A 21047-nucleotide genomic window follows, 5' to 3' on the forward strand; every position below is an offset into this window, starting at 1 on the left:
GCTGTCAAGTAAATAATAAAATAAAGAAGAACCTTCAATTTAAGAAGGTTCTTCAAATAAAATCAATGAATATGCCAAGGATATTTTTAGTACAAAATGGCAGGTTAATGTTTGTATAAATATCCTGTGAATAATGCGAATTAATTCGGAACACTCTCCAAATTAAACTTCAATAGCACAAACCAAATAATAACTTTTTTGATCAACTAGTAAGTGAAATAGGCCGGGTCCAGTTCCAACACCTGGAATCCTATGTTTGTTGAATAGATCTTCCCATTAATTCCAAGAACCGACATAGTGCTAAACCATAGCATAGAATGTTCTTCACCTATATTTTGGACAACTGATTCAGAAAAAGAATCTAGGTTGATTTTAATTACCCGGGTTGGGGTAAATAAAAAAGCCTCATTGCCTATTATAGGGATTACTTCAGATTCAATCGGATCCTGATTAGAAAAACTGGCTACAGTCACCCAAGTTTCCTTAAGCTGGTCAAACTCTTGCAAAACTATAAAATTTTCTTCTCGATTTTCCACACCGATTTGATAGAGCTTCCCCTTATACCAAAAAGATTTGAGTCTTAATGAATAATCTTTTATCTCAGTTTGACTTGCTAATTTTTTCCATGTCTTTGTAGAAAATTCGTACCTCCATCTTTCATTCACTTCAACATAACCTTGAGCAGGGGTAATTTTAAAACCTCCTTCATAGTAAAGGTATTTGTTAGTAGCGTATACACTTAGAGGTTGAATTACATCTGAAGGAATTTTTGGGAGCTTTACCAGAGTATTGTTACTAGGGTCAAATTCAAACATCTCCGGACTGGACTGATAGAAAAACACATTATCTGCATGGCCACCGGAATAAATTTTTCCATTGGGAGATTTGAGTGTAAAAATATTAGCCAATAATGCGTCAGAGTTTTTATTTTCTACAATCAGTTCCATTTTTCTTGTTCCAGGAGTAAATTTGTAAATTGAATTTACCCTGAAAAAATAACCGTAATCCCCCATAGGGACTCCTCCGCCAATGCCATAATCTTCTTTGAATATTCCTTCAGCGTTTAAAAAAGGAAGAACAGGGTCTGTGAAAGTTAGCTTAACAGAATTAATGGAATTCTTCCCCGAATTGTTTGGATAAACCTCAATGTTTCTAGGAATATATAGATCGTTTCCCGCCAATACCCTAAATGTCAAATTTGTTGGGCTAACATTAAGGATTTCATAATTCAAATCTAAACCCCCAAAACTCAAACTATTCCATTCTGGATAATGAATATTGAAATTTTTCCCTTTTAATGAAGTCCATTCAAAGGTTTTTCTCAAAAAAGCCTGCCCTGAATCAACTTCAGGTGCTTTCAATTTAAAGGAGTTTGACAGAATATATTTTTTCCCTCTGATAGTTACCTTAATTTCTGGATTGGACTCCTGAAATTTTGCTAAAGGCCTAAATCTGATTTTTGATGATGAAAAATCCACTACGGGGAGCTTATACTCATTCCCGTTTTCCGCAAAATACTTTACCTCAATTGATTCTGAAGAAAGGTAAGATCCTTCAATCACCAGTGTATCCTCATAATTGACGACTTGGTTTGGATCAATTTTAAAATTTGCTTGCCGAAAATTCAAGGGATATTCCAATTCCAAAACTTTTCCGGCAACTGATATTTCGAAGACATACAAACCTTGTGTAACTTGTTTTTCACCAATTGGAAATATATCCGGTAAAACAAACTTGAAACCCAATCCCGACACCTCAAGAACTTTTGCAGGCACTCCTTGAACTGTAACTCTATAGTTCCCGGGTATTTTACTAAAGTTACTGCCTCTGACTTCAAGAGTATCTCCAAAAAAAACTGTTGGAGGTGCTACTATTTCCGAAAACAAAAATCCCAAAGACCCTTTACTCACAAAATCAATTACTTTGGAATAAACAATTCCTTTGGAGGTTTTTATAAATGCAGCGACCCAATACTTTTCACCAAGTTTCATTGAGTGTGTACCCTTAAGCTCAAAAGAAGCAGAAGGTTTACCTTTTTGGCTTACGACATCATCTTTTTCCACCTTCGGAACAGAAGTTGGACTGTACACAAAGCCATATTCCAGGATTTCATCAGAACCAAAATCAAACACATTTGCAGCAAACTGAACTCCCTCACCATCCAATTCCTGGATAAAAGCCACACTGAACCTCGGATTGGTGGCAGGCTTGACATCTTCTTCCTTTTGACAGGAATACATCAATGAGACCGTCAAAACCAACACTGCTATAATTCTTGTTTTCATAATTTTTCCAATTTAAAAACGTAATCCGATAAGAAATGAACTGACCAATCTGTCATAGATAACCACATTGAAGGGAAGACTGACGCTCATCACTTCCGGGTTTTGGGTCACTTGAAATTCTGCTACCAACCCAATGGTTTTACTCAGGTTGATGACACTGCCGACCTTTGCGAGAGGACTGACAAATCTCCTTTTGATATCTGTTAATGGCTCCTCATAGAGTGTTGTGATACCGTTGGAATTCAATGTCTGGTCAATGATTGAAAATTCACTTTCGATCTTATTGTAATTGGAAACCACTCCCAATCCAATATAGGAATCGACCTTTCCTAGCCTAATCCAGGTATAGTTGATGGTAACAGGTACCATAATCGCTCTTGCAGTGTATGTTTCTGTGGCAGTCATGTACTGTTCCGAGGAAACATATTCCGAAATCACCGTATTGTCCTGATTCATATAGGCAATTGCCACATCCATTGATAATCGGGGCCATTTTCTGAACTGATGGGCTTTGACTCCAATCTGAAAAATGGGAAAAATACTTGTTTCAAAAGCGTCCTTTCTGTTGCCTGTAATGGTTGCCGGTGTCAAGACTATGGAAGAAATCCCAGCCGAAACCACAGGAGAAACCCTGGTAAATGGTTCTTTTTTGAAATGGAGTTCGAAAGGGAGGTTTTCGCAAAGATGGTATTTGGACAAAATAGAAATGAAATCGTATTCCTCATATTTCAAATTGAAGATGTCCTGATACAATTCATTGGTACAATCTCCCGCCATCAGCATATTCAGGGTGCCGATATAGGGTCTTTTGAGTTCAGTGAATTCTCTTCCTTTAATCTCCTCCTGCTCGTAGCGTGCCACCAGTTCCACTACTTCTGTACCGTTGTCGATATAAAAAATATTTCTGCTCCGGATCAAAGTTAATTTGCCTGAAATCAATACCTGAACAAATTCCGCTTCCCTTTCTTCGGTCAGTTTTTTGACTACATAAAGCCAACCATTATCAAAACCAAATCCTGAAATATCCTTCGGAGACAAAGTTTTTGACTTTTCTCCGGGTTTTGAAAAGCGGATTATGTCATAAGATTCGTAGTCGAATTTCCTCTCAATTTTCCCATAAACTTTGGTGCCATCCAGTGTAAGGATATAATCCTCTGACTGGGCAAAAGAAAATTGGGAAAATAAAATCAGGCTGATTGCCAGAAGCAAAATCAAAGTAACATTAATTTTCATAAATGGGCTTTAGGGTGATTAACCGAACAATGATACCCAAAAAAATAATATTAAAAAATAAGGGGAAGAAAATAATTTCCTTCCCCTTTCATATCTCGGTTTTTTCCTGATTATGGCCCCGTAAACAACTTCAGGATATCATTTCCAATGGCGAATACCATCAGTGCAAGCAGAAGTACCATACCTACTTTCTGTGCATTTTCTAAAAACTTGTCAGATGGCGCCTGACCTGAAACCATTTCATATAGCAAAAACATCACATGTCCTCCATCAAGTGCCGGAATCGGTAACAGGTTCATAAATGCCAGGATCATAGAAATCAATCCGGTAATACTCCAGAATTTGACCCAATCCCAATTATTGCCATAAATCTTTGCCATTCCGATGGGTCCGCTCACATTTTTGGCAGATACTTCGCCGGTAAACATTTTTCCCAAGGCTTTGGCATTGACAATTACCACTCCAAATGCACGCTGCGTACCCTTGGTGATGGATTCTGCGATTCCATATTTTTTGACGACGGGTTCAAGCAGAGGATTTACAGCTATGCCGATGGTTCCTTCCTCAGAAATTTGGGCAGATTTTTCTAAAGTTTCGCCATTTCTTTCTACCAACAAAGTGGCTTCTTTGCCTTTCAGGTCAGCAAGGGAACTTTGCAAATCATTGAAATATGCAATCTGTGAGCCATTGACACCAACGATTTTGTCACCGGCTTTCAATCCGATTTTTTCCGCAGTGCTGTTTGGAGAAACTTCCTTCACATCAAAAGGAACCCTGATATTGATGAAGCTGGACATGGCCTGCTCGCTGTTGAAAGAATTGATAAACCCTCTTGGTATTTCAATCTTGATGATCTCACCTCCACGGTCAACGGTATAAAAACCCCCGCTGCTCAATAAGGCTTCTCCACCACTTAATTCATTGATGCTTTCGTATGGCAATCCATTGATATCCAAAATCTTGTCTCCATCTTGAAACCCGATCTGCTTTCCGATTTCCAAGGCAACGATTCCGTTTTGGATAACTTGATCCCTTGAATAGTAGGTTTCCCCTCTTTGGTATACCAAAACCACAAAAATGATAATCCCTGTGATTACATTGACGATGATACCGCCAAGCATGACGATCAAGCGCTGCCATGCCGGTTTGGAGCGAAACTCCCAAGGCTGAGGTTCCGATGAAAGCTGTTCTGTGTCCATGGATTCATCGACCATACCGGAGATTTTGACAAAACCTCCCAATGGAATCGCTCCAATGGAATATTCTGTTTCACCCCATTTGAATCCGATGATTTTTGGAGGGAATCCAATGGAGAATTTCTCCACCCTCATGCCAAACATTTTGGCGGTAAGTAAGTGGCCCAACTCGTGCAGGCCTACTAAAATTGACAACCCCAATATTAATTGGGCTACCATGATCAGTGTATCCATTATACTTTACTCTTTATTAATTCTTGAGTGATGATACGGGACATTTTGTCCGTATTGATGTAATCTTCCAATGTCGGGTTATTGACAAAATCTGCCTTGGCCATTGCTTCAGCGATAATGTCAGACATTTCGAGAAATCCGATATCCTCCCTCAAAAATGCAGCCACAACGATTTCATTGGCAGCATTTAAGATACAAGGTGAATTCCCCCCTTTTGCAAGTGCCTCGTAAGCCAAACCTAAATTGCGGAAAGTTTCTATATCAGGTTGCTCGAAAGTCAGGTTTGGATATCTGGCAAAATCAAACCTAGGAAAATCTGCCTTTAACCTGTCTGGGTAGCTTAAGGCAAACTGAATAGGGATACGCATATCAGGTAGTCCAAGTTGTGCTTTGATACTTCCGTCCTCAAACTGTATCAAAGAATGGATGATGGATTGAGGATGGACTACAACTTCTATCTGCTCTTTGGACAGTCCAAACAACCATTTGGCTTCAATTACCTCAAGTCCTTTGTTCATCAAAGAAGCAGAATCAATGGTAATTTTTGCTCCCATATCCCAATTGGGATGCTTTAATGCCTGAGCTTTGGTCACAGATCCCAGAAACTCCCTATCTTTCCCCCGAAATGGTCCTCCCGACGCAGTTAGGATAATTTTTTCTATTGGATTATGAAATTCACCTACCAAACATTGAAAAATAGCGGAATGTTCGGAATCTACGGGATAAATGTTCACACCTTTTTCACGTGCCAATTTGGTTACCAATTCCCCCGCTACTACCAAAGTCTCTTTGTTGGCAAGGGCAATTGCTTTCCCTGCCTCAATTGCTTTCATGGTAGGGATCAAACCGGAATATCCCACTAATGCAGTCAGGACTATGTCTATAGACTCCATAGTGACCACATCAGACAATGCTTTTTCCCCTGCAAAAACTTTGATACCCAAAGGAAGCAAAACGTCCCTTACTTTTTCATAGAGACTCTCATTGGCTATCACAACACAATTGGGCTGAAAATCTATGGCCTGACGGATCAATAAATCTGCGTTATTCTGGGCAGTCAGGACTTCTACTTGAAATTTCTCGGGATGTGATCTAATGACCTCGAGGGTCTGGGTACCTATACTTCCGGTAGAGCCAAGGATGGCTACATTCTTTTTTCCTGACATTAATTCATTTTGCATTAGCAAGGGACAAAGTCTATCTGTCTGATAAATTCCCTTATAGACATGACAAAATTACAAGGTTAATGGACTTTTCCTTCAAAATTCCCAGTCTTTTTGAAAAGGGCTAAATTTGGCACATAAATAGGTATTGGTATTATTTGTTTTCAAAAAAGGACTAACCCAAAATTACAGCAATTCGTTATGGATGTTATGATCAAAAATGCGAAGACATTGATATTGGCCTTTTCAGCCGGTCTGATGGGCGCATGGGCTTTTCATGAATTCAACCCAAGGGAGGAATTTCCCGAAAATACGGTTACGGAAATGCCAAGGAGCGTCCCCTATCAGGTCAATAATTCTGTCGGAACCCCTCTAAATGCCCCAATCTCCTTTGTCGAAGCTTCAGAAAAAAGCACGCCTTCTGTAGTTTTTATCAAGAACTTTTCCGGTACGGACCAAAGACGCTACAGTATGTTTGATTATTTTTTTGGAACTGAGCCTACCCAACGGGTCAGTACCGGATCCGGGGTCATTATCAGCGCTGACGGATATATCATTACCAATAACCATGTCATCGACCGTGCCGAAACCATCGAAATCGTCCACCAAAAACGAACCTATCCTGCCAAATTGATCGGAACAGATAAGAATACGGACATCGCGGTCCTGAAAATTGAAGCAGCCAATCTTCCAGCTATTCAATTGGGAACAAGCCGCACCTTGAAAATCGGCGAATGGGTGATTGCCGTAGGAAATCCATTCAATCTGACCTCCACCGTCACTGCCGGTATTGTCTCTGCCAAGGAAAGGCAGATCAATATTTTGGGAGGTGAATTTCCATTGGAGTCATTTATCCAAACAGATGCACCTATCAACCCGGGCAATTCCGGTGGTGCTTTGGTCAATATCAACGGGGAATTGGTGGGCATCAATACGGCTATTCTTTCCAGGACGGGTTCTTATACAGGATATGGATTTGCTGTTCCGGTGGATATTGCGATGAAAATCGCCAATGACCTGATCAAATACGGTGAAGTCCAGAAAGCCATTCCCGGTTTGGAAGTAGTGGAAGTCACTCCCGAACTCGCCGAGGACATGAAATTACCATCCTTGGATGGCGTCATCGTGACCCATGTGGTAAGGGAAGGCGCAGCAGAAAAAGCCGGTATGCAAAAAAACGATGTGGTGACCTGGATTGAAAATATTGACATCACAGGCAAAGGAAGTTTTGAAGAAGTACTTTCCTATTACAAACCCGGAGACAAAGTGCGTATACAGTTCAAGCGGGGAAATGAACTCAAGACTGCAACCCTCACACTTCAAAATCTGGAAGGGACCACCGGAGTCATCAAGAGAGAATTTTACGCTTCCAATTTGCTTGGCGCAAGGTTGGAGTCCGTCAATACCATAGAAAAAGACAAATTCGATATCAATTATGGCATCAAGATCACCGGGATTTCGCGTGGATATTTGAGAGATCTTGGATTGAACAACGGTTTTGTGATCACCATGATCAATGGTGAACCTGCCACAAATCCCGAGGAAGTTGGCCTGTACCTAGAAAAATTCAGCGGAAGGTTAAGACTCGAGGGATTTACTCCAAGCGGACAACCTTTCATGCAGTCCTATAATGTGAGATAATTTTCCTAAATTAAGGTTTCGCAATCCACATCTAGAGGATGGATTGCAATCCCAAAAAGACACCAAACTACTTATGAAAATAGCTCCTCCCTCCTGCGAAAAATGCTTTGACGACTACAAGGATGCTCTTGATGAACTGCAAGAAGTTGTACGGCTATATAAAACCGCCCCTTTGGATCCAAAAATGCAAAAAAAGGTCATCCGCACTTTTGAGCTGACGCATGAACTTGCCTTGAAAACCATTGGGGAATTCTTCAAAAAACAAGGCCGGCAACATCCTTTTTCAGGTTCAAGAGACGCTACGGTAGAGGCTTTTAATGAAGAACTGATCGACGACGGCAAGGGTTGGCTCGATATGATCATCGAAAGGATCAAGTTTAACCCTCTTTATACAGAGGATTTTCAGGGCGAGTTTGCAGAAAAAATTGCCAAAAAGTACATCAAACTCCTTGAAAATTTTGAAAGGAAATTGAGTAAAAAGCTGGAGTAGGAATGGGGAAATGACAGGGTGAGCTACAAAATATCAATTTGTTTATAGGTCCGAATACCAACTTTTTTATTGAAAATGAAAATTTCTACAATTTTTTTACGCTCCCTGTAGCACAATTACGGCATCGGTCGTCAGGGGAATACAGCCATTTGACTAATTGTTTCAATCCTACAACCAATTATTTTACAATCATGAAAAAAAATAACCATTCCACTCTCGGCAAACCTCTACATCTGATCTTGGCATTCATGATGTTTTTGGTGTTGCCATCCTGTCATGATGAGGTCACCAACACTTACACTTACAAAACCACCATTCCGGTTTATCTCCAAATGAGTACTGTAAGGGAGGCAGACATCATCATAGAACCCGGGAAAGAATTGGATAATCCGGGTAAGATTTATATTTATGGAGATTACCTTTTGATCAATGAGCCCCAAAAAGGAATCCATATATTGGACAATTCCGATCCGGCTGCACCAAAGAATCTCAATTTCATCAATATACCCGGCAATGTGGACCTTGCAGTCAACAGCGACATCCTATATGCGGACAATTATGTGGACCTCTTGTCTTTCGATATCAGTGATATAAGGAGCATCAAAATGGTGGGGAGGGATGAGGATGTCTTCAAAAGCATGTATACCAATTTTGATACAGGACAAATCATCACTTGGAAAGACACTGTTCTGACGAGCGAATCGGACAGGATGTGGGGTTGGGGAGGATGGTGGGGAAGACCTGAGTTTTTGGCAATGGCCAATGACAGCGGCAGAAAAGGTGGCGGACAAAGCTATGGTCAGGGTGGTTCCATGGCGAGATTCACATTGATGAGCGGACATTTATATGCCGTGGACCAATATAGTTTGAGGGTTTTTGACGTCACCAAAGAAGATGATCCCACTTTTATCAAAAACATTGAGTTAGGATGGGGAATCGAAACCATTTTTCCTTTTCAGGAAAAACTCTTTATCGGATCCAACACCGGCATGCATATCTATGATGCAAGCATTCCTTCCGATCCGAAAAAAATGGCTGAATATTCCCATTTCACGGCATGCGATCCTGTTGTGGTGAATGAAGATTATGCCTTTGTAACGCTCCGCAATGGCGTATTCTGCCGACAGGGAGTAAATGAATTGCAGGTTTTGGACATCAAAGACCCTTACAATCCAAAGCTATTGAAAGCCTATGAGATGCTGAATCCTCACGGTTTGGGCCTTGCAGGGGATTTTCTTTATGTCGCAGAAGGGGAGCACGGACTCAAAAGCTTCAATGTCGCGGACGTGATGAATATTGACAAAAACCAATTGGAATTCCTAAAATCCATGAAATCTGTGGATATCATTCCAGGACCAAAATCTTTGATTGTAATCGGGCCGGACGGCGTTTGCCAGTTTGATTATTCCACTCCCTCTGTACTCAAACCATTGAGCTGCATTCAGGTCAAAAATCCTGTAATTGTTTGATTTATAAAAAACCTCCAAGTGTTCAAAATCCTTGGAGGGTTAGATTTCCTTTCAAAAAGTAGACAATGAAGAAAATACTGTTAATAACTCTGATCATTTATTCTTTTTTGGGAGAAGCCTATTCCCAAGAAAAAACCTTTTTCAGCCAAACAGAAGTGGGAGCTTCATTGGGAAAAGTGAAGGCGGATTTTGAAGGATACACGACGAGGGTCAATTTTTCATTCCAAACATTGAATGGAGTGTGGATCAATAAATACCATGCCACGGGATTTTTGGTGGGAGTGGATACCTATCCTAATCTCACCCTGATGCCATTGGGCTTAGGCTGGAGAGGTTTCATGGACAAAGGAAAAAGACATAGTCTTTTTGCAGGAATGGACTTGGGGGCTTCCTCAGCCATGTTGGAAAAAAGAGAGGAAACCGAATGGACAGAATCCTGGTATGAAGGAGGTTTGTTTTTGAACCCGAGCATAGGAATCCGACGCCAATCAAAAAAAGGGAAACATGCATCTGTCTTGAGTATTGGATACAAAAGGCAGGAAGCAAACTTTTATGAGGGATCAAAAGAAATCGGTTTTTCATCTTTTAGAGACGCTTCTCTTCCTCCGGGATTCATTTCGGTACGCAAAGAAGAATATGTGTTCAATAGCTTGGTTCTCAAATGGGGATTGATTTTCTGACCTGATTATATAACAGTCTAAAATGAAAAATCAAAAAACATTCAAAAAAGGATTTTGAGGATCTTATTGAGAAAGGAAAAAAAATTCAGGAAAGCATAAAAAATCGCATTGGTCCCTCTAAGCCAATGCGATTTTGATTTTTAAGTCAGAAAGATGAATTCCTCCACCTACCTCCACCTACAAAAAACCCAAGCGAAATTCCAAAGTAGCTGTTTTCCGTTTCTCCGATCACATTATTGTTCAAGTCTACAATATCGCTGACCGGCATAAAATTATAATCTAAAGAAAACCGGAACTTGTTAGCCTCAAAACCTGCCCTGATCATTCCAAAGGTTGCGGATTTGGCAGACAGTTCTCCAATTTCATCTCCATCGCCGATTGGATCCTCAATAGCCAAGTTGGAGAAAATTGCCCTTCCTACCCCTGCACCTACAAATGGCGCAAAATTACTTCCCTCTTGGTTGAAATAATAGTCAAAAGTCAGAGCAAACGACCCATTGGCTGAAAACTCACCTTTGACGGTTTCGTTGCCTGTGTTGTAAACCACGTCCCTAGCCATAGCTACTCCCCCAAATCTCAATCCGATATTCATCTTTTCTGAGATGTTATACTTCGGTTCGAGGTATACCAAACCTCCCCCGCCCCCTGCTTTTGGAACAGAAAAGCCAAAATCCATTCCTACTCTAAACCTGTCTTCTTGCTGTGCAAAAGCCAGATTCACACTGAGTACCATTAAAAGTGCAATGATAATTTTTTTCATGTGGTCTTGAATTATGTTGGTTAATGTAAGAAAATCCACGTTTATCGTCAAGGGCTAAACCAAAATCCGCTGAAGGCGTTACATTTGCCGAAGATCAAAAACTTTTACGTACGCCATCATGCTTGAGGTTTCGGGATTAATCAAAAAATACGGCAAGCAAAATGCCGTCAACAACATCAGCTTTTCATTACAAGGCGGGGAAGTCGTCGGACTTTTGGGTCCAAACGGCGCCGGCAAAAGTACCACGATGAAATGTATCGTGGGTCTGCTTCGCAAAACCGCAGGTGAGATTCAGATCGCCGGCCATGACCATCTTTCTGTAGCGGCAAAAAAATATTTCTCCTATATCCCCGAAACACCCCATGTCTATGACCTGCTTACTGTCAAAGAACACCTGCAGTTTATCGCCCAGGCTTATGGCATCAAGGATTGGAAAGACAAAGCAGCCGAACTGATGGAAATCTATGACCTGACTGACAAGGCGGACAAGCTTGGCCGCGATTTGTCAAAAGGTATGCGCCAAAAAGTTTCCATCTGTTGTGCCTTACTTCCTGATCCACAGTTGCTGTTTTTTGATGAACCAATGATCGGACTTGATCCAAAAGCCATCAAAAACACCAAAAAAATATTCAAGGAGCTCAAAGACCAGGGAAAAACAATTTTGGTCAGTACACATCTCATCGATAGTGTGGAAACCATCGCAGATCGGATCATGATCATGAAAGACGGCAATATCATCGGCAACGATACCATATCCAATCTCAAGACAGCCTTTAGCAGTGCCGGCGATTCAAGTTTAGAAGACCTCTTTTTAGAATTGACCAAAGATGAATGAGTTCAAACTTCTAATCCGTAAAGACCTTTTTATTCTGGTCAACAATATCAAACTGATCCTCAGAAATCCCCTGAGGCTTTTGCCTTACATATTTGTGTTGGGCTATTTCAGTTTTTTCTATTTCCGGAGAACCGGTAAAAAGACCGAAATCAGCACAGATGAAATCGGAAACATCCAGGATGCTGCCGGTCAAATTGAAGAGGTGGACTTTGCGGTTCAGAATATTGCCGGTGGAATTACCCTATTGGCTTTGGCATTCCTGATGTTTCAACTTTATCGGGCTACCAAGAAAAACATCAGTTTTTTCAGTATGGCTGATGTAAATCTCCTTTTTACCTCGCCCGTTTCACCCCAGAAATTATTGATGTATTACATGATTCGATCCATTATCCCTTCATTGGGAGGTTCATTCCTGTTTGTCATCTACAGTACCGCGCAGCTCAATGATGTCTTTGACCTCAACTTCTGGAATTTGGCTTTAATGTCGATCGGCGTGACCCTGTTCTTTTTTATTCTTTCCCCAATCAAATTTCTGATCTATACCCTCAACACCAAGTACAATATATTAGGATACATCAAAAGTGGAGTTTTTGCACTTGGCATTATCCTCTTTTTGATGATTTTGATTCCGGGTATGATGGCTGAGAAATTTTGGCAGGGAATGTTTGGATGGATCGGGTCGCCTTGGTTTGATTTCTTTCCTCTTGTCGGCTGGAGTCGGGGGATTATCACTTTTGTAAGCCATGAGAATGTTTGGATTTCAATGGGCTTCATCGGCGTTTATCTTCTTTCATTTTTGATTATTGTACAGTTGGTACTGACCCATGCCGGGTATTATTATGAAGATGTCCTCGATTCCACCCAATCCAATGAGGAGGTAAAAGAAAAAGCAAAGGGCAAACAGAATGCATCAGAGTCTACCGGAAGCCTAAATGTCAACAAAAAATTGGAACTTAAGGACTTTGGAACCGGCGCTACGGCGTTGTACTGGAGAAATTACGTCCACAGTTCGAGACAGGATTTCCACCCACTTTTTGGATTGTATGGTTTGGGATTTACAGCCATTGCCATCATTATGGCCATCTTGTCCAATTTTGATTGGTTTTCGCACAAGATCATTTATGGCTATTTGATCATGATGGTGGGATTCTATTTTATGGCAGGAATGGGCAGGACGAGTATTGGGGATTTGAAAAAACCCTTTTTCATCTTGATTCCGGCTTCTTGGCCTTCCAAATTTTGGAACATGATCAAGTTGGACATTTATCAGACTTTGATTTTTGCAGTAATTATGATCATCCCCACGGTGCTGATAGCAGACCTAAATTGGGGATTGATGTTGCTGTTTCCTTACTGCATGGTGGCGTTTTATCTAACGGGCTTTGCGATTACACTGACGACGCAGGTGGGATTTGAAGAAGGTTGGGACCGCAAACTCATCAAACCGGTTATTATCGGCGGGGTGTTTTTATTTGGGATTTTGCCTTCACTGGCAGCTGGACTTTTTGGATTTATCATTTCAAGTCAATTTATCTATGCCATGGTTGGAGTCAGTATGGGGATATTTATCGTGGCTGCAGTGATGCTGCACGTGACCTTGGATATCATCAGCAAGGTGGAGTTTAAGGAAATGTGATTTTAGGGATTTAGTATCACGCAAAGACGCAGAGGAAAATAAATGATGAATTCATAATTATGAATGAATCTGCCGCTCGATCCATTTTCTTTTCACAGTCTTTCTCTGAGTTCTCTGGTCACTTTGTGGTAAATTTTCTTCAATCCCCTTTTGCGACCATTGCGAAACCTTCGTGTCCCTTGCGGTAAAAAAATCAGAAATTGGTTGTCCAAGTCTCAAGACTTGAACTAGTGTGTCCGTGGTTCAAGACTTGGTCTTGGACCATTTCAATGCAGTCTTCGGACTGCTTTTTCGAAAAAAATTTAAAATAGGTAGTCCAAGTCTGGAGACTTAATTGTGTCAGTCCAAGTCCAAAGACTTGAACTATGCCTGAACTAGCTAATTTCAATCCCATATTTTCCCAATAATCCCGGAAGTCCGTCAAGGGCAAACTTTGCTTTTTTGATCCGGTTTCTCTCGGGATCAATATTGAAATTAGAAGCAAGCCGGAAGTCAGCTTTTTCCAAAACGGTATTGTCAAAAACCGCTCCTGAAAGATCAGAACCGTCAAAAATGGATGCACTAAAATCCGCTTCTGAAAAGTCAGATTCCTTCAACCTGCAATTTTTAAAAACCGTCTTCTGAAGCTTTGTCCTGAAAAATGAAGCATGGTCCAAAACACAGTTCTCAAACCCCAATACCAAACCTATGATTTCACATTTGTCAAAACGCAAACCCAATAACTTGCAGTCTTTGAATATGACCTCTCTAAAGGCTGTTTTGAAAAGATTTGCCATACTCAGGTTGCAGCCCAAAAATTCGCACTCAATAAAAACCGAACCTGACAAGTCTGTATTTGCTAAATCACAGCTCTTAAAAATACACGACTCATATTCCCCTTTGATGAAAAATTTGGATTCAAAATCTGAACCGGTGAAAGTTTGAGATTGGAAATAATTAGGCATATTCTTTTTTGGGATTCTTTACTTTTTGGTTTGACCGTAATTTTGCCACTTTCCATGTAAAATTCCAAATCAAAGCTATCGGATATTAATTGATATTGGATACTTATTGATATTGTTCCAGCTATCAACGTTCATTTTTTATTGTACAGGTAAAGCAAATATTCCGGCTGTAAAGCCAATAGCTTTTTGGCCTGAGAATATCAGCAAATGATAAAAATAGAATGGATCGGAATCCTTTCCGCATCTAATTGTTCCATTCGACCAGAAGCTTTCCCTTTTCTTCAAAATTTCCCTTATTTTTAATTTCTAACTCTTTGCCCCTGAATATGAAAGCACTGGTACTGGAATCCTACAATAATCTGGTGTATAAAGACATGCCCGAACCGGAATATAAACCCAATGAGGTTTTGGTCAGGGTCAAGGCCTGCGGGATCTGCGGAAGTGATATCCACGGTTTTGACGGGAGTTCGGGGAGGAGAAATCCACCTCTGATCATGGGCCACGAGGCATCCGGAGTAATTGTCGAAGTCGGTTCTTCGATCAAAAACTACAAGGTCGGCGACCGGGTCACCTTCGACTCCACAGTCTATGACCTTGACGATTGGTACACACTCAAAGGAAAATACAACCTCAGTGATAGCCGGATGGTTCTTGGCGTTTCTCCCAAGGAATATAAAAGGCATGGCGCTTTTGCGGAATATGTTGTTGTACCCGAGCATATCCTTTACCATTTGCCGGATTCGGTGACTTTTGAGCAGGCGGCCATGGTGGAGTCAGTAGCTGTCGCAGCCCATGCGATCGACCTCACTCCCATCAATCTCCGTGACACTGTTTTGGTAGTCGGTACAGGTATGATCGGGCTATTTTTGGTACAGTTACTCAAACTTTCCAATGCAGGTACCATCATCGCCATTGACATCGATGACCAAAAATTGGCCCTTGCCAAAAAATTCGGCGCAGACCATACTTTCAATTCTGCAACAGATTCCAATATCCACGAAGCCATTTTGGCACTCACCCACAATCGAGGCGCAGATGTCGCTTTCGAAGCGGTCGGTGTCAGTGCGACGATCAAGATGGCGATTGAAAATGTAAGAAAAGCAGCCACAGTGACTTTGGTGGGCAATATTTCTCCAAAAGTAGAAATCCCGCTTCAGGCAGTTGTCACCCGGGAAGTCCGTTTGCAGGGCAGTTGTGCCATCGCGGGAGAATACGGCATTGTACTCGAATTGATCGAAAAAGGACTCGTCGATGTGGACTCCTTACTGAGTGCTACAGCCCCATTGGAAGATGGTGCAGATTGGTTCAGAAGACTGTATGCCAAAGAACCAGGACTGAACAAAGTAATCCTTCAACCCTAACCTAACCAACATGTATAGAACCGGAATCATCGGCTGTGGCAAAGTAGCCCACCTCCACGCCAAAGCTTTGAAGCACCTGCCAACATCGGATTTTGCGGCAGTCTACAGCAGGACTTTGGACAAAGCAAAATCTTTTGCTTCGGAATATGGCGTCAATGCCTATGACAATATCACTGAGATGGTAGAAAAGGAAAAACTCGATCTCGTCATGGTCTGCACGCCACATCCAAATCACCTTGACCCCACCCTCGAAGCCATGGCGGCAGGCGCACATGTGATCGTCGAAAAACCCTTGGCTTCAACCTTGGAGGACTGTGATGTGATGATTGCTGCGGGTAAAAAATACAACAAGAAACTTGGGACGATCAGCCAAAGGAGATTCTATGAGCCGGTCATCAGGTTGAAAAAAGCCATTGACGATGGGAAAATCGGCAGGCCCATCCTCGGAACCATCAACATGCTGAGTTGGAGAGATGAAAAATACTACAAATCCGATCCTTGGAGAGGTTCATGGGAACATGAAGGCGGCGGCGTGATGGTCAATCAGGCACCGCATCAACTTGATTTGCTTGTATGGCTGATGGGAGAAATCGATGAAGTATATGGCACTTGGGCCAATATGACCCATCCTTATATCGAAGTGGAAGACACCGCTTTGGCAATCGTCAAATTCAAAAACGGCGGTCTGGGAAGCATCTTCCTCAGCAATTGCCAAAAACCGGGAATCCATACCAAAGTACAGATTCACGGCAGTAACGGTGCTTCTGTTGGGGTGACGCCTGAAGCCGGCGCCATGTTTATCGCAGGTGTTTCCGGCATAGCAGGGCCACCGGTCAATGACCTATGGACAGTTCCGGGAGAAGAACACCTTATCGAACAATGGACCAAAGAAGACACAGAGATATTCAACAGCATCGATCCCACTGTCCATTATATTGAAAAACAGATTGAGGAATTTTTGGATGCGCTTAGTGCAGGACGAGAACCCCTAATTACAGGCAAAGAAGGGCGCAAAACAGTGGAGCTTTTCACCGCCATCTACCGCTCAACCCGCGACAACAAACCCGTCAAATTCCCCCTATTCCCTGAAAAAGACAGAGAAGATATGGATGGGAGGGTGAAAGAGTGAATAGATAAGGGATTCGAGAGTTTAGTGAAAATCAAGATTTGACCAACCCCGAAGGGGTGTCAAGATTATAGAAAACCAAGATCACATAGGCAAAAACCCCGAAGGGGTGACATGATTTCAATGAATCCAATCGAACAAATATTTTTCTTCATATTCAATTTCAAACTTCTTCAAATATGAAATGTATTCCTGTTTAAAGGAAGTTTTCCTGTGATGCTCTTCTTGGTTTAAAATATATTGATAAACATTATCCAATTGGGAATGGGAATAAGAAAATGCACCATATCCTTCCTGCCATTCGAACTTCCCTTTAACAAATTTATTTTCATTGATGAAGTTGGAAGAATTATTTTTTAACATCCCTGATAAGATCGGATATTGACATCGCAGGTTTGAGTCCAACAAAAACAGGAACGTGGTCAGTTACCCCATTTACAATTATGGGTTTATGGTTTTTGCCTTTTATTATTCCTGCTATGTATTTAAACACTTCCTCTCGCCAAGGATTTAGCAATTGGTTTTCCCTCCCTTTAACGGCAAAAACATATTGAATATAGATTTGGGAAAATGTTCCAGGCATATAGCATGTCACCCCTTCGGGGTTTTGTTGGTTAAATAATAATCTTTTTCTATAAAACTATCACCCCTTCGGGGTTCAAAAATGACAATCATATCTCGAATCCTCTATTGGATTCTCGATCCCATTCTCTAAACCACTCTACTTCCGACTTCCGACTTCCGTCCCTTTCCTCTATCTCCCCCTCCCGCTTTTTTTCAATTCAATATCTGTCAGGTCGGCGACTTTGATTGGTTTGCCGGATTCGATGGAATTGCGGGCGGCGATGCCGACAAGAATGGACATGGCCCCGTCACGGGTTCCGGCGGATTGTCGGTAAGGATCGGCCATGTTGGGATCTAGGAAAAGTTTGTCCTTGAGCCGGGTATCTCCGCCTCCATGACCTCCGCCTCCGTGCGGAATTATGATCAATTCTGTTTCTCCAAAGTTTTTGGTCAGGCGGATTTCGTCCTCCTCCTTTTCCTCCCAAGGTTGGCTTTCTTTGATCCAAGCCTCTACGCGGCCTTTGGTACCGTTAAAGGCAATCCGGTAACCTTCATAGGGTGAATATGTTGTCAGCGAGTAACTCACCTGCACACCGTTCATATATCGGATCTGAACCGCCATTTTATCATAAATATCAATGTCTTCCCTGAAAACACAGCCGTCTCGCAGGTAACCATCGTGGTGTTCATTGTTGACATAAAGGTCCACCATGTGCTTGCTTTTTGTGATGTCCCAATAAAAATCACATTTGGATTTGTGCGGACAGGGACGGCAATTGGTGCTTCGGAAAGGACCGTTTTTCCCATAAAATTCCAATGCACCATAAGCAAAAACTTCCTCCGGATCTGAGTCCAACCACCAATTGAGCAGGTCAAAGTGGTGCGTGGATTTGTGGACAAGCAGTGTTCCTCCTTTGGCTTTGTACCCGTGCCACCTGCGGAAATAATCTGCCCCGTGGGAGGTATTCAGGTACCAATGAAAATCCACGGAGGTGATGTCACCGATTTCGCCATTGCGGAGAATTTCATAGATCCGTTGACGGTGGGGTGAATAGCGGTAATTGAACGTGACGATGACTTTCTTGCCTGATTTGCGCTCGGCGTCAAGGATAGCCTGACACTTGTCTTCATCTGTAGTCATTGGTTTTTCAGTGATGACATTGATCCCTGCTTCCAAAGCCTTGATGATAAAGATGTGGTGGGTCGAATCCATGGTGGTGACGATGACTACGTCAGGTTTGCGCTCAACAAGCATTTGGTCAAAATCGGTAAACAGTGGACACGCCACTCCAAGGTAATTCTTTCCAAATTCCAAACGACCGGGATTGTTATCGCAAAGGCCCACAAACTCGATCTGATCCTTGTAGACATTTTGCACGTCCCTTCCAAACATATTGGCTCCCCGAACTCCCAAGCCGACAAGTGCAATTTTCATTTTTGCGGCCGGGTTGTCATGAAGGGTGAGTGCTTCTGCAATGCCATTGAGAAAAACAGAACCTGCTGCAAGTGTCGCGGATTTTGCTAAAAATTTCCTTCGTGAAGAATCAGTGGAATGGGTTTTCATGAGTTTGGACTGTTGGTTGATCTTAAAAATATCAAATTAAGGTTTAATGTCCATCCTTTTCTTTCGGGTAGGATTTGATTTTTTGAAAAAAGGATATAGGGGAAAATTCAAAATGGTTTACAGATTTATTTGATATCTAATTCAACCCCTATCAGGGTTGTTGGCTTTCTTGAAGATTTCTTTTGCCGCCGGATTTCATCCGGGGTAAATAACCTGATGGTATTTAATCCCTTTCGGGATTGGCGTGAAAATATGTCTCCAATATTTTTATATAATATCAAAGTGAAATATGTCAGTCTCTTTGAACAAAAATGAGAAGGATAATTTCTAAGAACCATTTCCAAAAAAAGAAAAACCATGACTTTTATCATCTTCTCCAGCAGTATTGGTCATGAAAATCCGCAGCCTAAAAAGTGAAATTTGTGGGAAATATTTGTAGCAATGACAGCAATCTCACCACGACTTCTTCAAAAATATAACGTTCCTGCACCACGCTATACGTCCTATCCGACAGTACCTCTTTGGGCCGACGACCTCAATGAACGGGGTTGGATCAGTTTAGTCAAAAAGGCCTATGAGGACTTTGGGGAATCGGAAGGAATCACCCTTTATATCCATCTTCCTTACTGCGAAAGCCTCTGCACCTATTGCGGCTGCAACAAAAGGATCACCAAAAACCACGCTGTAGAAACGCCCTACATCACTACAATCATGAATGAGTGGGATGCTTATCTGAAAATATTAGATACAAAACCCAAACTTGCCGGAATCCATCTTGGTGGGGGAACACCCACATTTTTTTCCCCTGATTCATTGGAAGAAATGTTGGGAATAATCATCGGGAGTTCGGAAGTCATGCCCGATGCCGAATTCAGTTTTGAAGGACATCCCAACAATACCACACGTGGGCATTTGCAGACTTTGTTTGATCTTGGTTTCCGAAGGGTGAGTTACGGCATTCAGGATTTCAATGAAGAAGTCCAAAAAGCAATCCACCGCATTCAGCCCTTTGAGCGGGTCAAGGAAGCCACCGATGTGGCACGGGAAATCGGATATACCTCGGTGAATTTTGATCTGATCTATGGCTTGCCACATCAGACAGCCGAGACGATCAGCGCTACTTTTGAGAAAGTCGCCGAACTCAAACCGGACCGCATTGCCTTTTATAGCTATGCCCACCTGCCATCGGCATTTCCTGCCCAAAAAAGTTTTGAGCAATTTCTCCCCAAGGAATCAGAAAAAAGGAATCTCTACGAAAAAGGAAAACAAATCCTCACAGAAATGGGATACCTGGAGGTTGGGATGGACCATTTTGCCTTGGAAAATGATCCGCTTTATATCGCCAAGAAAAACAAAACCCTCCACCGTAACTTCATGGGGTATACCACCTCGCCGTCAAAGATATTGTTGGGCTTAGGCAACAGTTCCATTTCCGATGTGTATTATGCTTACGCCCAAAACACCAAGGAAATTGACCTTTACAAAGAACAAATCAGCTTGGGACATTTTGCCATCAGCAAAGGACACATGATGTCAAAGGAAGATATCGAAACCAGAAACCTGATTTTGAAACTAATCTGCAACCATGAGGCCGATTGGAACTTCTGTTACTATTCTGTATTGGGAAAGAGGAATTGGGACAAACTCAAAACATTTGCTGAAGAGGGAATCATCGAATTTGACGCCAAGGGAATCAAAATCCTGGCTACAGGACTTCCATTTGTCCGAAACGTATGCATGGTTTTTGACCTCAGGATGCAGGAAAAAGAGGAAAGGAAGTTTGGATTCAGTAAATCAATTTGAAAAATGGTTATTTGGTTAATGGTTATTGGTTATTTGGTTATTTGGTTATTTGGTTAATAAATT

At 41.8% G+C, this 21047-nt stretch carries 16 protein-coding genes and 1 pseudogene; 9 read left to right on the top strand and 8 right to left on the bottom strand.

The features are described 5' to 3' along the window. Positions 1 to 206: 206 nt before the first annotated feature. From DQW11_RS21455 to DQW11_RS21470, 4 genes are all read right to left on the bottom strand, one after another. On the bottom strand, positions 207 to 2063 hold the full coding sequence (locus DQW11_RS21455) for a Kelch repeat-containing protein (RefSeq protein ID WP_157966172.1): 1857 nt from the start codon (positions 2061 to 2063) through the stop codon (positions 207 to 209). A 234-nt stretch (positions 2064 to 2297) separates the two neighbouring features. Next, positions 2298 to 3518 (bottom strand): hypothetical protein, encoded by a 1221-nt coding sequence (locus DQW11_RS21460; RefSeq protein ID WP_113926191.1) that lies wholly within the window; start codon positions 3516 to 3518, stop codon positions 2298 to 2300. A gap of 110 nt (positions 3519 to 3628) precedes the next feature. Then, a complete protein-coding gene (gene rseP / locus DQW11_RS21465; protein WP_113926192.1) occupies positions 3629 to 4948 on the bottom strand; it encodes an RIP metalloprotease RseP in 1320 nt (439 codons plus the stop codon). After that, positions 4948 to 6114 (bottom strand): 1-deoxy-D-xylulose-5-phosphate reductoisomerase, encoded by a 1167-nt coding sequence (locus DQW11_RS21470; protein ID WP_113926260.1) that lies wholly within the window; start codon positions 6112 to 6114, stop codon positions 4948 to 4950. Before DQW11_RS21470 ends, rseP begins: the two co-directional genes overlap by 1 nt. A 207-nt stretch (positions 6115 to 6321) precedes the next feature. Here DQW11_RS21470 and DQW11_RS21475 point away from each other — a divergent pair, with 207 nt between their 5' ends. The 4 genes from DQW11_RS21475 (at position 6322) to DQW11_RS21490 (ending at position 10391) form a co-directional block, all read left to right on the top strand. Beyond that, complete coding sequence (locus DQW11_RS21475) at positions 6322 to 7752, top strand: S1C family serine protease (RefSeq protein WP_394337152.1); 1431 nt, start codon at positions 6322 to 6324, stop codon at positions 7750 to 7752. A 73-nt stretch (positions 7753 to 7825) separates the two neighbouring features. Continuing rightward, entirely contained in the window at positions 7826 to 8242 is a 417-nt protein-coding gene (locus DQW11_RS21480; protein ID WP_113926194.1) for a nucleotidyltransferase substrate binding protein, read from the top strand. Between the two features lie 191 nt (positions 8243 to 8433). Continuing rightward, the gene (locus DQW11_RS21485) at positions 8434 to 9711 is read left to right on the top strand and encodes a hypothetical protein (protein ID WP_113926195.1); all 1278 of its coding nucleotides are present in this window, start codon (positions 8434 to 8436) and stop codon (positions 9709 to 9711) included. A gap of 65 nt (positions 9712 to 9776) precedes the next feature. After that, complete coding sequence (locus DQW11_RS21490) at positions 9777 to 10391, top strand: hypothetical protein (RefSeq protein WP_113926196.1); 615 nt, start codon at positions 9777 to 9779, stop codon at positions 10389 to 10391. Positions 10392 to 10536: 145 nt separating this feature from the next. On the opposite strand, the gene DQW11_RS21495 is transcribed toward DQW11_RS21490, so the two are convergent. Continuing rightward, a complete protein-coding gene (locus tag DQW11_RS21495; protein WP_113926197.1) occupies positions 10537 to 11151 on the bottom strand; it encodes an outer membrane beta-barrel protein in 615 nt (204 codons plus the stop codon). Between the two features lie 118 nt (positions 11152 to 11269). On the opposite strand from DQW11_RS21495, the gene DQW11_RS21500 reads away from it, so the two are divergent. Next, on the top strand, positions 11270 to 11986 hold the full coding sequence (locus DQW11_RS21500) for an ABC transporter ATP-binding protein (protein ID WP_113926198.1): 717 nt from the start codon (positions 11270 to 11272) through the stop codon (positions 11984 to 11986). Next, positions 11979 to 13622, top strand: coding sequence for a putative ABC exporter domain-containing protein (locus tag DQW11_RS21505; protein ID WP_113926199.1), 1644 nt, complete (start codon positions 11979 to 11981; stop codon positions 13620 to 13622). The genes DQW11_RS21500 and DQW11_RS21505 overlap by 8 nt, the downstream gene beginning before the upstream one ends. Positions 13623 to 13996: 374 nt before the next feature. On the opposite strand, the gene DQW11_RS21515 is transcribed toward DQW11_RS21505, so the two are convergent. Then, the gene (locus DQW11_RS21515) at positions 13997 to 14566 is read right to left on the bottom strand and encodes a pentapeptide repeat-containing protein (protein ID WP_113926201.1); all 570 of its coding nucleotides are present in this window, start codon (positions 14564 to 14566) and stop codon (positions 13997 to 13999) included. A gap of 326 nt (positions 14567 to 14892) precedes the next feature. Here DQW11_RS21515 and DQW11_RS21520 point away from each other — a divergent pair, with 326 nt between their 5' ends. Continuing rightward, positions 14893 to 15927: a galactitol-1-phosphate 5-dehydrogenase gene (locus DQW11_RS21520; protein ID WP_113926202.1), complete on the top strand. Its 1035-nt coding sequence runs from the start codon at positions 14893 to 14895 to the stop codon at positions 15925 to 15927. 10 nt (positions 15928 to 15937) lie between these two features. Next, complete coding sequence (locus tag DQW11_RS21525) at positions 15938 to 17056, top strand: Gfo/Idh/MocA family protein (RefSeq protein WP_113926203.1); 1119 nt, start codon at positions 15938 to 15940, stop codon at positions 17054 to 17056. 117 nt (positions 17057 to 17173) lie between these two features. Here the strand turns inward: DQW11_RS21525 and tnpA are convergent. Both tnpA and DQW11_RS21535 read right to left on the bottom strand, forming a co-directional pair. Then, positions 17174 to 17636 (bottom strand): annotated as a pseudogene (tnpA, locus tag DQW11_RS22690) (IS200/IS605 family transposase). Between the two features lie 171 nt (positions 17637 to 17807). Beyond that, entirely contained in the window at positions 17808 to 19181 is a 1374-nt protein-coding gene (locus tag DQW11_RS21535; RefSeq protein WP_113926204.1) for a Gfo/Idh/MocA family protein, read from the bottom strand. Positions 19182 to 19622: 441 nt separating this feature from the next. Here DQW11_RS21535 and hemN point away from each other — a divergent pair, with 441 nt between their 5' ends. After that, positions 19623 to 20984, top strand: coding sequence for an oxygen-independent coproporphyrinogen III oxidase (gene hemN / locus DQW11_RS21545; RefSeq protein ID WP_113926206.1), 1362 nt, complete (start codon positions 19623 to 19625; stop codon positions 20982 to 20984). The last annotated feature ends 63 nt before the right edge of the window (positions 20985 to 21047 follow it).

Source organism: Cognataquiflexum aquatile, from assembly GCF_003316845.1.
Lineage (GTDB): Bacteria > Bacteroidota > Bacteroidia > Cytophagales > Cyclobacteriaceae > Cognataquiflexum > Cognataquiflexum aquatile.

What these genes read in the sequence shown, in the direction of transcription:
- rseP (WP_113926192.1), bottom strand. Translation starts at nt 4,948, where the DNA reads ATGGATACACTGATCATGGTAGCCCAATTAATATTGGGGTTGTCAATT.
- DQW11_RS21480 (WP_113926194.1), top strand. Translation starts at nt 7,826, where the DNA reads ATGAAAATAGCTCCTCCCTCCTGCGAAAAATGCTTTGACGACTACAAG.
- DQW11_RS21490 (WP_113926196.1), top strand. Translation starts at nt 9,777, where the DNA reads ATGAAGAAAATACTGTTAATAACTCTGATCATTTATTCTTTTTTGGGA.
- DQW11_RS21470 (WP_113926260.1), bottom strand. Translation starts at nt 6,114, where the DNA reads ATGTCAGGAAAAAAGAATGTAGCCATCCTTGGCTCTACCGGAAGTATA.
- DQW11_RS21520 (WP_113926202.1), top strand. Translation starts at nt 14,893, where the DNA reads ATGAAAGCACTGGTACTGGAATCCTACAATAATCTGGTGTATAAAGAC.
- DQW11_RS21475 (WP_394337152.1), top strand. Translation starts at nt 6,322, where the DNA reads ATGATCAAAAATGCGAAGACATTGATATTGGCCTTTTCAGCCGGTCTG.
- DQW11_RS21515 (WP_113926201.1), bottom strand. Translation starts at nt 14,566, where the DNA reads ATGCCTAATTATTTCCAATCTCAAACTTTCACCGGTTCAGATTTTGAA.
- DQW11_RS21460 (WP_113926191.1), bottom strand. Translation starts at nt 3,518, where the DNA reads ATGAAAATTAATGTTACTTTGATTTTGCTTCTGGCAATCAGCCTGATT.
- DQW11_RS21535 (WP_113926204.1), bottom strand. Translation starts at nt 19,181, where the DNA reads ATGAAAACCCATTCCACTGATTCTTCACGAAGGAAATTTTTAGCAAAA.
- DQW11_RS21495 (WP_113926197.1), bottom strand. Translation starts at nt 11,151, where the DNA reads ATGAAAAAAATTATCATTGCACTTTTAATGGTACTCAGTGTGAATCTG.
- DQW11_RS21505 (WP_113926199.1), top strand. Translation starts at nt 11,979, where the DNA reads ATGAATGAGTTCAAACTTCTAATCCGTAAAGACCTTTTTATTCTGGTC.
- DQW11_RS21485 (WP_113926195.1), top strand. Translation starts at nt 8,434, where the DNA reads ATGAAAAAAAATAACCATTCCACTCTCGGCAAACCTCTACATCTGATC.
- DQW11_RS21500 (WP_113926198.1), top strand. Translation starts at nt 11,270, where the DNA reads ATGCTTGAGGTTTCGGGATTAATCAAAAAATACGGCAAGCAAAATGCC.
- hemN (WP_113926206.1), top strand. Translation starts at nt 19,623, where the DNA reads ATGACAGCAATCTCACCACGACTTCTTCAAAAATATAACGTTCCTGCA.
- DQW11_RS21525 (WP_113926203.1), top strand. Translation starts at nt 15,938, where the DNA reads ATGTATAGAACCGGAATCATCGGCTGTGGCAAAGTAGCCCACCTCCAC.